Annotated in this window: 13 protein-coding genes and 1 tRNA gene; 7 read left to right on the forward strand and 7 right to left on the reverse strand. The window is 66.1% G+C overall.

Features of this window, described 5'->3' with window-relative positions; all coding sequences use genetic code 11:
- Positions 1-19 precede the first annotated feature (19 nt).
- From VN047_RS06075 to epsC, 3 genes are all read right to left on the reverse strand, one after another.
- Positions 20-652 carry a peroxiredoxin gene (locus VN047_RS06075; RefSeq protein ID WP_325541075.1) on the reverse strand — a complete coding sequence of 211 codons (633 nt, stop codon included), beginning with the start codon at positions 650-652 and terminating at the stop codon, positions 20-22.
- 166 nt (positions 653-818) lie between these two features.
- Positions 819-2,069, reverse strand: a complete 1,251-nt coding sequence (locus VN047_RS06080) for a dipeptidase (RefSeq protein WP_325541076.1) — start codon at positions 2,067-2,069, stop codon at positions 819-821.
- Between the two features lie 110 nt (positions 2,070-2,179).
- The gene (gene epsC / locus VN047_RS06085) at positions 2,180-3,112 is read right to left on the reverse strand and encodes a serine O-acetyltransferase EpsC (protein WP_414712669.1); all 933 of its coding nucleotides are present in this window, start codon (positions 3,110-3,112) and stop codon (positions 2,180-2,182) included.
- Positions 3,113-3,863: 751 nt separating this feature from the next.
- Between epsC and VN047_RS06090 the strand changes: the two genes are divergently transcribed.
- On the forward strand, positions 3,864-4,295 hold the full coding sequence (locus tag VN047_RS06090) for a hypothetical protein (RefSeq protein ID WP_325541077.1): 432 nt from the start codon (positions 3,864-3,866) through the stop codon (positions 4,293-4,295).
- A 119-nt stretch (positions 4,296-4,414) separates the two neighbouring features.
- Here the strand turns inward: VN047_RS06090 and VN047_RS06095 are convergent.
- Positions 4,415-4,491 (reverse strand) — tRNA-Arg (locus tag VN047_RS06095).
- Positions 4,492-4,598: 107 nt separating this feature from the next.
- Between VN047_RS06095 and VN047_RS06100 the strand changes: the two genes are divergently transcribed.
- Positions 4,599-5,660: a YeiH family protein gene (locus VN047_RS06100; protein WP_325541078.1), complete on the forward strand. Its 1,062-nt coding sequence runs from the start codon at positions 4,599-4,601 to the stop codon at positions 5,658-5,660.
- Between the two features lie 31 nt (positions 5,661-5,691).
- Here VN047_RS06100 and VN047_RS06105 read toward each other — a convergent pair whose 3' ends face one another.
- Positions 5,692-6,471, reverse strand: coding sequence for a zinc-ribbon domain-containing protein (locus VN047_RS06105; RefSeq protein ID WP_325541080.1), 780 nt, complete (start codon positions 6,469-6,471; stop codon positions 5,692-5,694).
- A gap of 159 nt (positions 6,472-6,630) precedes the next feature.
- Between VN047_RS06105 and ftsE the strand changes: the two genes are divergently transcribed.
- Genes ftsE through VN047_RS06125 form a run of 4 tightly spaced genes read left to right on the forward strand, consistent with a single transcriptional unit; the run spans position 6,631 to position 9,551 of the window.
- Complete coding sequence (gene ftsE / locus VN047_RS06110) at positions 6,631-7,359, forward strand: cell division ATP-binding protein FtsE (protein WP_325541082.1); 729 nt, start codon at positions 6,631-6,633, stop codon at positions 7,357-7,359.
- Positions 7,360-7,363: 4 nt separating this feature from the next.
- Complete coding sequence (locus VN047_RS06115; RefSeq protein ID WP_325541084.1) at positions 7,364-8,281, forward strand: cell division protein; 918 nt, start codon at positions 7,364-7,366, stop codon at positions 8,279-8,281.
- Positions 8,278-8,808 carry a YdcF family protein gene (locus VN047_RS06120; protein ID WP_325541085.1) on the forward strand — a complete coding sequence of 177 codons (531 nt, stop codon included), beginning with the start codon at positions 8,278-8,280 and terminating at the stop codon, positions 8,806-8,808. Before VN047_RS06115 ends, VN047_RS06120 begins: the two co-directional genes overlap by 4 nt.
- An 11-nt stretch (positions 8,809-8,819) precedes the next feature.
- Positions 8,820-9,551 (forward strand): 1-acyl-sn-glycerol-3-phosphate acyltransferase, encoded by a 732-nt coding sequence (locus VN047_RS06125; protein WP_325541087.1) that lies wholly within the window; start codon positions 8,820-8,822, stop codon positions 9,549-9,551.
- Here the strand turns inward: VN047_RS06125 and VN047_RS06130 are convergent.
- The gene (locus VN047_RS06130; RefSeq protein WP_325541089.1) at positions 9,548-10,462 is read right to left on the reverse strand and encodes a prephenate/arogenate dehydrogenase family protein; all 915 of its coding nucleotides are present in this window, start codon (positions 10,460-10,462) and stop codon (positions 9,548-9,550) included. The two genes, VN047_RS06125 and VN047_RS06130, sit on opposite strands and share 4 nt — an antisense overlap.
- Positions 10,462-11,577, reverse strand: a complete 1,116-nt coding sequence (hisC, locus tag VN047_RS06135) for a histidinol-phosphate transaminase (protein WP_325541091.1) — start codon at positions 11,575-11,577, stop codon at positions 10,462-10,464. Before hisC ends, VN047_RS06130 begins: the two co-directional genes overlap by 1 nt.
- 79 nt (positions 11,578-11,656) lie before the next feature.
- Here hisC and VN047_RS06140 point away from each other — a divergent pair.
- On the forward strand, positions 11,657-12,261 hold a 605-nt coding region (locus VN047_RS06140), incomplete at its 3' end, for a homoserine O-acetyltransferase family protein (protein ID WP_325541093.1).

A 12,261-nucleotide genomic window follows, 5' to 3' on the forward strand; every position in this document is an offset into this window, starting at 1 on the left:
TAATCGTTTGACGGCCGGGTCAGCGCGGTTGCTGCACAGTGCGCAGATAAGGCTTCACCGTGGTCCAGCCGTCGGGGAAGAGTTCGCGCGCCGCTTTGTCATCGAGCGACGGAACGATGATCACGTCGCCGCCCTGCTGCCAGTCGGCAGGGGTCGCGACCTTGTGCTTGTCCGTAAGCTGCAGGCTGTCGATCGTGCGCAGCAGTTCAGCAAAATTGCGCCCGGTCGAGGCCGGATAGGTCAGCGTCAGACGAAGCTTCTTCGCATCGTCAATGACGAGCACGGTACGCACCGTATTCGTATCCGACGCATTGGGGTGAATGAGGTCGAGCAGGTTCGAAACGCTGCGGTCATCGTCGGCGATCAACGGGAAATTGAGCGCCGTCCCCTGCGTCTCGGCAATATCGCCTGCCCAGGCATGATGGCTTTCAACCGGATCGACCGACAGGCCGACGACCTTGACCCCGCGCTTCTCGAACTCGGGCTTCAGCCGCGCGACGGTGCCGAGTTCGGTGGTACAGACCGGGGTGAAATCCTTGGGATGCGAAAAGAGCACGACCCAGTCGTCGCCGGCCCAATCGTAGAAGTTCAACCGGCCCTCGGTCGCTTCCTGCGCGAAGTCGGGGACGATATCGAAGAGCTTGAGCGACATGGATGTTCTCCTGCGGCGCGCAGAATTTTCCGCACGATCGATGGTGTGAGGATGGAGACAGCCGGTCGCCGGGGGATGCGGTAGAGGGGCCGTGGATGGTCTTGCAGCACGCGCGCGGGCCGCGCTGCCGAAGATTTCTTATTGAAACGGAAGAAAAACTATCATCTCAACTGATCGACTTGAGTTTCTCGCCTTTCACCGCTTTCGCATCTTCCGCGGCGCGAAGCACGCGGAGGAAGTTGCCGCCCCAGATCGCGGCGACCTGTTCCTCGCTGTAACCGCGGCGCAGCAATTCGCGCGTGACATTGGGGGCATCGGCGGCGCTGTCGAAGCCGGTCACGCCGGCGCCATGGTCGAAATCACTGCCGATCCCGACATGCTGCCACCCGATCCGCTTTGCGATATAATCGATATGATCGACGAAATCAGACAGGCTCGCCTTTGTGCGCGCCGCCGAAATCTCATCTAGGTAGGCGCTGCGCCGCGCCTCGGGCAGCGCCTCGCTGCCGTCGTAGGTCGAGGCATAGTCCGCCGCAAGTCCATAGCTCGCCCGGATTGCGGCGAAGCGGTCGCGGCTCGCCTGGTCGGGCAACGTCAGATAGGAGGTGAAGGGCGTTATCTGGACCACCCCGCCCTTCGCCTTGATCGCGTCGAGTTCAGCGTCGCTAAGGTTGCGTCCATTGTCGACAAGCGCGCGCGCCGCCGAATGGGTCGCCGCGACGGGGGCGCGGCTGAGCGCGAGGGTCTGGAGCAGCGCGTCGGTCGATAGCTGCGACACGTCGATCAGCACGCCGAGATCGTTGAGCTTCGTGATTGCGTGCTTGCCGAGCGGCGACAGGCCGCGATGCTCGGTGACGGGCTCGCCGGGCTGGGGGCGCGACGAGTCTGCAAAATCATTGTGGCCGGCGTGATCGAACGCAAAGACACGCACGCCCTCGCCATAGAGCCGATCGATCTGTGTGAGGTCTTTGCCGATCGAGCGCGCATTCTGGAACGCAACAAGCACAGCGATTTTTCCCTCGCGGTTCAACCGCTCGACATCGGCGGCGCCAAGCGCAATTCCGACGCGCGACGTGTCTGCGGCGGCAAACGCCTTGATCCGCGCCAGCTTTTCGTCGGCCTCGCGCCGTGCCGCCGCAACGCCAGCCGCATCGCGCGGCCCCGGCCCGACGGCAACCGCGAGCACGATCGCATCGACGCCACCCTTCGACAGGTGCGGCAGGTCGACCCGCGACTCCCGGCCATCCAGATAATAGCGCTTCGGGGTCGAGGGCAGCAGCACATCGGCATGGCTGTCGAGGACAAGCACACGCTCGTGAATTGCCGCCCCCGCGTCATCGCCGCCCTCGGCGTGCGTCACGGTCGGGGCAGTCAGCAAAGCGCCGACGAGCAGCGCGGCTTTCCAATGTCGGGTCATGTCATTCTCCGGGGGAAGCTCGTCGGCCGTGGTCGGCAAGGAGGAGCGTATGTCCTGTTCCGGCCGCTTCGCGCCTCCCGCTCAAGCGGGCAGAACGCCGCGTGGGCCGTTTACGCGCCGCTTATGCTGTTCTGCTCGCGCGCCTGAATCACGCGGCTCTTTGATGGGACGTCATGCGTCAGCCAGACATTGCCGCCGATTTCGGACCCCGCCCCGATCGTGACGCGACCAAGGATCGTCGCCCCGGCATAGATCACGACATCGTCCTCGACGATCGGGTGCCGCGGGATGTTGCGCACCATCACACCTGCGTCGTCGGCGGTGAAGCTGCGCGCCCCGAGCGTCACGCCCTGATACAGCCGGACGTTGCGCCCGAGGATCGCAGTCTCGCCGATAACGACGCCGGTACCATGGTCGATGAAGAAGCTGTCGCCGATCTGCGCGCCGGGATGAATGTCGATCCCCGTCTTGTCATGCGCCGCCTCGGCGACGATCCGCGCGACCAGCGGCGCGCCGTCGATATGGAGTTGATGCGCGAGCCGGTGGTGGATGATCGCGAGCATCGAGGGGTAACAGATCAGCACCTCGTCGACGCTGCGCGCCGCGGGATCGCCGCGCCACGCCGCCTCGACATCGGTATCGAGCAGGCGGCGAAGCGCCGGCAGTCGCCGTGTAAAATTGCTGACGATTTCTGCCGCGCGCGTATCGACGGCGTGGATCGTCTCGTCGGCCATCGCATAGATGAGTTCGAGCCGAATCTGCCCGTACAGTCGCGCGAGCGTTGTCTGCAGCGTCTGCTCGACAAAGACATGCTCGTTATGCGGCCGCACGAAATCGGGGCCGAGCCGCAGCGGATAGAGCGCCCCGCAAAGCGCGCCGACAATCTTGCCGAGGTCGCCGCGCGACGGAAAACCCTCGCTGCCATATTCGGCCTTATGCCCATGAGCGTTGCGCCACTCGCGCCGCATGACCGCGAGTTCCGCCGCAATCGCCGCGACCCCATCGGTCAGTTCGGTCTGCTCGGCATCGACGGCTTCGATCACAGGCCAAGCCGCTGCCAGAACTCCTGCGCGCTGACGCGGCGTCCGTCGCGGGGAGGCGACCATGATGGGTGCGGCAGCGGCGGCGGCGCCAACAGATGATGGCGCGGGGGAAACTGCGGTCGGACTCTCATCTCGTATCTCCTTCTCAGAAGCACGAATCCGACTTGCGGCCAGTCTTCGTGCGCTTTAGCCGTTGGTGACGCGGAGCAAGCTGACAGCTATCAAAAGCCGCGAGATCCAAGGATCTGCACTTTATCTACTTATTTGATTGAGATATGTCGTGCCACACTTTCTTGACGGCGCGAAAGAAAAATTATCGGAACCGGAACCTGCCATCGGCTCGAGGCCGGCCGGGCAAAAATCCACGGCTATTAGCTATTTCCGTTCACTGACGCTTAATTCCCGGGATCCCGGTATTCGCTTGACAAGAAAACTCGACCAATAAGTTGAATTTACCGGATCGGACGCCCGCGAAACCTGCGGAGTCTGTGTCCCGCGGGTTTGAAACGCAGATTGCCCCGCGCAAGCTCGCTCGCCTCCGGAAATCGGCCAGTCTCGTTTCAATGTCCGCGCCAGGTTGCGCGACCGATCAAGCACGCCGTTCCGGGTCGCGAGGCGGCGCGCATGCTGTTCTCTCCCACCCTCGCACAACAGGGAATATCCATGACCATCCGAACATCGGTTCGCGGGGACCGCGTCTGCGGGCCCGCATCCGGCAGCAGTCGGCGCGGGCATATTGCAGCGCTTCTGCTTGCTGGCGTCGATAGTCGCCGCCGCGCCGGCCCAGGCGCAATCCGTCGAAGAACTGAAGGAAAGGAACCGTCTTCTCGAAGAAGAAAACGCCCGCCTCCGCGCGGCGCTCGCCGGCCCCTCGATCGCAAAAACACCGGTGGCGCCCGGCGAGGAGCCGCGCGCACAGCCGCAGCCCTTCCGGTCGGCCCATATCTCGGAAAAACGCGAGGAGACCGTCGGCGATGCCGAGCTCGTCGATGCGATCACTGCAACCGCTGCCCGCATCAAGGAATTGCCGAAATCGGTTTCGGCGGTCACGGGCGAGGAACTCGAAACATTCCACGTCAATAATTGCCGACGCGCTGGCTGCCGGCGGCTCCGACAATGGCGCACCGGGCTACAGGCCGCATTATCATCCGGGCTACTATGCTGCCTTCGTGCGCGATCCTGATGGCCACAATATCGAGGCGGTCTTTCAAGCGTTAAGCTACCCCAGAACGCGCGCTGGCGACGCACCGTTCGCCTCCGCCATTATCCCTGCCGATAGAAAAACTATGTTTGTCTATTAATTGGCGCACCCGAAGGGATTCGAACCCCTGGCCTCTGCCTTCGGAGGGCAGCGCTCTATCCAGCTGAGCTACGGGTGCTGATAGAGCGGGGCCTCTAGCAAGTCCGGGTGGCGCCAGCAATGGCCTATCGACCGCTCGCCGCGGATATGCCAAGCGGGACCGCGCAAGGGGGCACGAAAGCGTTGGTGAAAGCGTCCGAAGACCATTGGCCGATGGCGGCCGACCTCTACGGCGAGATGCTGCTGGAGGCGAACCCGCCTGCCCGCCGTCGCTGGCGCGATTATCTCCCTGGCATCCTCGTCACCGGCATCGCGTCGCTCGCCGCCGCCTGGCTCGCCGACCATTATGCTGCGCCGATCGTGCTGATGGGGCTGCTCATCGGGCTCGCGCTCAGCTTTCTGTCGCAGGACGAGCGCACCCATGCCGGGCTCGACCTGATGTCGCAAACCGCGCTGCGCGTCGGAATCGTGCTCGTCGGCGCGCGGATTACCGCGGTGCAGCTCGTCGACCTCGGCCCGCTGCCCTTCGCCCTGCTCGTGCTCATCATGCTCGCGGTGATCGTCGTGACGGTCGCGAGCGCGCGCCTGTTCGCGCAGGACCGTCACGCCGCGCTGCTTGCGGGCGGTGCCACCGCGATCTGCGGCGCGTCGGCGGCGCTCGCACTTTATTCGCTGATCGGCGACAGGCGCGTCGATCAGGCACGCTTCACGCTGACGCTAGTCGGCATCACCGTCGCCAGCGCGCTCGCGATGACGCTCTATCCGGTGCTCGCGGCCGAGCTGGGGCTGACCGACGCGCAGGCGGGCTTCCTGATCGGCGCATCGATCCACGACGTCGCGCAGGCGATCGGCGGCGGCTTTTCCTTCTCGCCGCAGGCGGGCGAGGTTGCGACGATCGTCAAGCTGGCGCGTGTCGCGCTGCTCGCGCCGATGCTGATGCTCGTCGCGCTCTGGATCGGACAGAGCGACAAGAGCGACGCGAGAACGCGTATTCCGCTGCGCCTGCCCTGGTTCATCCTCGGCTTCCTCGCCGTCGCCGCGATCAACTCGCTCGTCGCGATCCCCGGCGTCGCCCGCGATGCGGCGGCGACCGGAGCGCAGGCGTTGTTGCTGCTCGCGATCGTCGCCACCGCGATGAAAGCGCGGCTGCACCTGTTGCTTGATCAGGGGTGGCGAAGCTTCGCGCCAATCATCGTCGCGACGCTCACCAGTTTCCTGCTTTCGCTTGCGGCGGCGCTTTGCCTGTGACGCCGTGACGCCACCGTAACACACGGAGATTTCATCCCTTTGGCAACGCCCAGCTGACCGTCAGCTGCGTCGCGCGACGCGGAATGTCGAGCTTCGCCTCGCTGAAATTGACCTTCTCGTTGGGCGGCAGCATCCGCACCGGCGGCTTGATCGTCCAGCTATAGACGATCGTGCCCTGCGCATCGCGCAGTTCGGCGAGGATCGGCGGCACGCGCTGTTCGCGGTCGGTCGGATTGATGATCACCCCCGACGCGGCGAAATAGATCGTGCCGTCGGCAAGCTCGCGATGATCCTGGTTCGGCGGCAGTTCGATGACCAGATCGGGCTCGTCGACGCTGCCGGGCAATCCCAGCCCCTGCGCCCAGCCCGGCAGGCCGAAATATACGAGGCCCGCGGTGGCGGCGACCATCAGCGCCGCGGCGCCCGCAGCGACGATCGTCCAGCGCTTCGCCGGATTGCGTCGCGGACGGCGGAACGGCAGCGGCGCTTCGTCGATCACGGGCGTGGCGCGCGGGGCCGGTTCGGTGGCAAAGCGCGGCGGAGGGGGCGCAGGCGTCGGTTCGGGCTCGGGGAAATCCGAATAAGTGGCGGTCGGTCCCCGCGCCGCTTCGGGAGCGAGCGGCGATGCGGGCGGCGCGGCGGGTTGGGACGCAATCGGAACGGACGCCGCTACGGCCTCTGCCGGTGCGGCCGCGGGCTCCTGAAACCAGCTATGGCGGCAGTTGGCGCAGCGCACGGTACGGCCCGTCGGTCCGATCGCCGTATCGGGGACGACATAGCGCGTGTGACAGGACGGGCAGGCAAGGATCATCGCCTCCCTCTAAACACGCCGATTCACGCGTTGCAAGCGCCGTGTGGCTACTCGCGTCTTGTCCTCTGTGGACAGCCGTGCGACAGGCAGGCTGATGAGCGGACCAGCGCCCCTGTTCCTTGACCCGACGCAGGCGCATGATTGCGTACGTGTGACGCCATGACGGATGCCGCCCCGACGCGCCCCGGAGGGGCGATGGTCGAGTTCGACGGCGTCGGCCTCCGCTACGGCCCTGACGCCGAAGTTTTGAGCGATATCAGCTTCAACCTGCAACCCGGCAGCTTCTATTTCCTGACCGGCGCGTCGGGCGCGGGCAAGACCTCGCTGCTCAGGATGCTCTATCTCGCACAGCGCCCGAGCCGCGGCATCGTGCGCCTGTTCGGCGAAGATCTGGTCGCGATGCCGCGGCACCGGCTGCCGGGCTTTCGCCGCCGTATCGGTGTCGTCTTTCAGGATTTCCGGCTGATCCCGCATTTGTCGGCGCGCGACAATATCGCACTGCCGCTGCGCATTGCCGGGGTAAGCGAGGAGGATCTGTCGGGTCCCGTCGGCGAAATGCTGAGCTGGATCGGACTGGGCGATCGCGCCGAAGCACGGCCCGCCACGCTGTCGGGCGGCGAGCAGCAGCGCGTCGCGATCGCGCGCGCGGTGATCGCGCGGCCGCAATTGCTCGTCGCCGACGAACCGACGGGCAACGTCGACCCCGAGATGGCGATGCGCCTTCTGGGGCTGTTCGAGGCACTCAATCGCCTTGGCACCACCGTGGTGGTCGCGACCCACGACATCCACCTGATCAGCCGCATCGAAAATGCACAGATGATGCGGCTCGAAAAGGGGCGCCTGTCCGATCCCACCGGCGCGCTGCGCTACCCGCCGAACCGGGCGTGACGCGATGATTATCCCGCGCGTTCCCGTCCAGCATCGCCGCCTGCTTCCCGACCATCGCCTGTCGGGCCCGACGCCGTGGGTGATCGCGATCCTGATGATGCTGACGCTGCTCGCCGCCGCTGCCGGCGTCGGCCTCGCGCGATCGGCGAATGCAATCGGCGACGCCATCGCGGGGCGCGTGACGGTGCAGATCGTCACCGCGAACCCGGTGACCCGCGCCGAACAGGCCGCTGCGCTCCGCCGCGCAGCCGCTGCGCAGCCCTTCGTCCTTTCGGCGCGCGCGGTCGAGCAGGAAGAACTACAGGCGATGCTCGGCCAATGGTTCGGCGGCGAAGGGAATAGCGGGGGAGGCGACGACGCGGTGCTGAAGTCGCTTCCCCTTCCCGCGCTGGTCGACATCGACTTCGTCGGCGAGGACCGCAGCGGCCATATGCGCGCGCTACGGACGCTGGTCGCGCGCGAGGCGCCCGGCGCGCGGATCATTCCGCATGCCGAATGGCTCGGCCCCGTCGCGCGGCTGATCCGCTCGCTCGCGTGGGTCGCCGGGGCGATGGTGTTGCTGATGACGCTGGCGAGCGCCGCCGTGGTGATCATGACCGCACGGGCTGCGCTTGGCACCCATTTTGCGACGATCGAGATGCTCCACCTGATCGGCGCGACCGACCGCCAGATCACGCGCCTGTTCCAGCGCCGCATCGCGATCGACACTGCTTATGGCATTGCGCTCGGCAGCCTTGTCGCCGCCGCGATCCTGCTGCTGATCGGCTGGCAATGGGCGGGGGTCACGTCGGGGCTTGCGGCGACTGCTTCGCTCGGCCCGGCGGGCTGGGTGCTCTTGCTGGCGCTACCGCTATTGGCTATCGCGCTCGCAGCCCTGACGGCGAGGCAGACGCTGCTCGCCGCGCTCAAGAAGATTTTATGATCAAGCGCCTGATTTCGCTATTATTCCTCGCGTGGGTGCTGGGCTTTGCCTGGTTCGCGCTGCTGTTGCCGCTTCCCGCCGACGCCCAAAAGACCGACGCGATCGTCGTGCTGACCGGCGGCCCCGGGCGCATCGACCGCGCGCTCGAACGGCTCGAGGCGGGCGACGCCAAGCGCCTGCTCATCAGCGGCGTCGCGCGCCAGGTCAAACCCCGCGAACTCGCCGCCGAATACGGGCGCCCGCTCGACCTGTTCGATTGCTGCATCGCGCTGGGGTTCGAGGCCGAGGATACGCGTTCGAACGCAACCGAGGTTGCGACGTGGGTAGAGCGGCGAGGCTACAAGAGTATCCGTCTGATCACCACCGACTGGCACATGCGCCGGGCCGAATATGAAATCGGCCGCGCGATCGGCGACAAGGTGACGATCCTGCCCGATGCGGTGCGCAGCCAGCCCGGTTTCGCGACCCTGTTCCGCGAATATCATAAATATCTCGCGGGGCTGGCGGGCGGCGTCCTCGGGCTCTAAAGCGGGCGCCGATGCGCTACACCATCGCCCTCTTCCGCTCGATCCTGTTCTGGATCCTGTTCTTCATCATGAGCAGCATCTCGTCGATCGGCGCGGTGATCTCGCTTCCGGTCTCGCACCACGGGACGATCTTCTTCGTCCGTATCTGGGCGCTATTCCACCGGCTGATCTGCCGCTTCGTGCTCGGTCAGAAGATTGTCGTCGAGGGCGAAATGCCCGATATTCCCGTACTCTACGTCTTCAAGCATGAGGGCGCGTTCGAGACCATCGAACAGCCGGGGCTTTTCAAGCATCCGGCCGTCTTTGCGAAGGAACAGCTCTTCAACATCCCGGTATGGGGACAGGCCGCGCGCTTCTACGGGCTCGTGCCCGTCGACCGCGACGGCGGCGGCAAGGCGATGCGCGCGATGCTGAATGCCGCGAAGGCCGCGCTCGCCAAGGATCGCCCGCTGGTGCTGTTCGCCGAAGGCACGCGCATTCCGCACGGGATGGCGCCGCCGCTCCGGTCGGGCTTCGCGGGTATCTATCGCCTGCTCGGGGTGCCGGTAATCCCGGTCGCGGTGAACAGCGGCCTCGCCTATCCGCCGCGGCGCTGGGTCAAATGGCCCGGAACGATCACCTACAGGGTCGGCGAGACGATCCCCGCCGGCCTGCCGCGCGAGGAAGCCGAAGAGCGCGTCTGGCGCGCGATCAATGCGCTGAACCCGCCCGAGGCGTTACTGGCGAGCAAAACGACAGCCTAATGCTTGCGTCCGAAGTCGGGCGCCGCATCATCCTGCCCCTGTTCGATGATCGACCGGCGGATCGCACGCGTGCGCGTGAACCAGTCTTCGAGCTTGTCGCCGTCGCCGCGGCGGATCGCCTGCTGGAGCACGGTCAGATCCTCGTTGAAGCGCTGCAAGGTCGCGAGCACCGCGTCCCTGTTGGCAAGGAAGACGTCGCGCCACATCACCGGGTCGCTCGCCGCGATGCGCGTGAAGTCGCGGAACCCCCCCGCCGAATATTTGATCACTTCGCTCTCGGTGACCTCTTCGAGTTCGCTCGCGGTACCGACGATCGTATAGGCGATGAGGTGCGGCAGATGGCTCGTCAACGCGAGCACCATGTCGTGGTGCGCCGCGTCCATCGTTTCGACCTTGGCGCCGAGCGCCTGCCAGAATCCCGACAGCAACGCCACCGCCTCCGCGGGCGCGCCGGCACCCGGGGTTACGATGCACCAGCGCCCTTCGAACAGGGTCGCAAAGCCTGCGGCGGGACCGCTATTCTCCGTCCCCGCGACGGGGTGCGCGGGAATCACGACATGACCGGGCAAGGCCTTCGCCAATGCATCGGCGACGCCGGCCTTCGACGAGCCCACGTCCGAAATGATCGCATCCGCCTTCAGCCCCGGCGCGATCGCCGCCGCCGCATCGGCCATACGCCCTACCGGCACCGCCAGAATGACGAGCTCGGCGTCGGCCACCGCCGCCGCCGCGCTGTCGATAATCGCGTCGCAAAACCCGAGTTCGCGTGCGGTCGCGCGGACGTCGGCGTCGGCGTCATGGCCGGTCACCATCGCCTGCGGCAGCCGTTCCTTCACCGCACGCGCGATCGACGAGCCGATCAGGCCGAGTCCGACGATCGTGACGCGCTCGACGCCGGACGCCACGGGCATCAACCGTTCAATGCGGCGCGGATCGCCGCCGCGAGCCCGCGCGTCTCGTCCGCGGTACCGATCGTCATGCGCAGCGCATTGGGCAGGCCCTGTCCCGGCAGCCAGCGCACGATGTAGCCTGCGTCCATCAGGCGGTTGTAGACCGTCTCGGCGCTCACATCGCCTTCGAACAGCACGAGCAGAAAATTGCACGCCGACGGCACGACACGAACGCCATGGTTGCCCAGACTTTCGAGTTCCCCCGCCAGCCATGCGCGCCATTCGGCATTATGCTCGCGGCTGTGGTTGACGAAGTCGTCGTCGCCAAGCGCCGCGACCGCCGCGGCCTGTCCCGCGCGCGTGACATTGAACGGCAGCCGGATGCGATGCAGCGCCGAAATCACCTCGGCGGAGGCGTAGCCCCAGCCGATGCGTTCGGCGGCAAGCCCGTGGATTTTCGAAAAGGTTCGCGTGATGAACACGTTCGGCTGCGTCTTCGCCAGCTCGAGCCCGCCATCATCTTCGGCGTCCGACAGATATTCGGAATAGGCCTGATCGATCACGAAGAGAACGTCCTTCGCGAGGCCGGCATAGAGCCGTGCCACCTCTTCCCTTGTCGCGAGCGTGCCCGTCGGGTTGTTCGGGTTGGCGAGATAGACGACGCGCGTTCGCTCGGTCACCGCCGCGAGCAGCGCGTCGACGTCGGTTGCATAATCCTTGTCATCGGCCTCGACCGGCACCGCGCCCACGCGCCGCGCGGCGATCTCATAGACCGCGAAACCGTAACGAACGTAAAGAATCTCGTCGCCGATGCCGGCATAGGTCCCCGCCGCGAGGTGCAGCAGTTCGTCCGACCCGTTGCCGCAGATGATCCGCGCCGGATCGAGCCCGAATTTCGCCGCGATCGTTTCGCGCAAGGTCACCGAGCCCGGATCGGGATAGCGCGAGAGCGCATCGGCCGCGCCCTGCGCGGCACGAAACGCCTCGCGCGCCTTTTCGCCGGTGCCGAGCGGATTCTCGTTCGCGCTGAGCTTGATCAGCGGACGGCCGTCGGCGCCAGCCGACTTGCCCGGAACATAGGGGGCGATGCCGCTGATCCACGGCTTGGGCGTAAGGGTCTGGGTCGCATCGGTCATGCCGCGCCGTTTAACGGCTATGCGTCGCGAGTCCAGCACGTTGACACGCCTCGCGCACCCGCTTAGCCCCGCGCGAACCATGGCGAGCCTGCTCCACCAGATTCAGCATCATAGCGTGACGATCGCCACGCCGCTGCCGCTTGACAGCGGCCACGTGCTGCCGTCGGTGACGATCGCCTATCAAAGCTATGGCACGCTCGCTGCGGACAAGTCGAACGCCGTGCTGATCTGCCACGCGCTGACCGGCGATCAATATGTCGCGAGCGACCATCCCGCGACCGGCAAACCCGGCTGGTGGGCGCGCATGGTCGGCCCCGGCAAGCCGATCGATACCGACCGGTTCCACGTCATCTGCGCCAATGTCCTCGGCAGCTGCATGGGATCGAGCGGCCCCGCCTCGCCCGACACGTCGACCGGCGCACCGCTCGGCATGGCTTTTCCCGTCATCACCATCACCGACATGGTACGCGCGCAGGCGATGCTGCTCGACCATCTCGGCATCGCGCGCCTGCACGCGGTCGTCGGCGGCTCGATGGGCGGGATGCAGACGCTCGCCTGGGCCGCGACCTATCCCGAGCGCCTCCAATCCGCATTGGTCATCGCGAGCGCGGCACGCCATTCGGCGCAGAATATCGCGTTTCACGAAGTCGGGCGGCAGGCGATCATGGCCGACCCCGACTGGCA

The organism is Sphingopyxis sp. (genome assembly GCF_035565275.1).
Classification (GTDB): domain Bacteria; phylum Pseudomonadota; class Alphaproteobacteria; order Sphingomonadales; family Sphingomonadaceae; genus Sphingopyxis.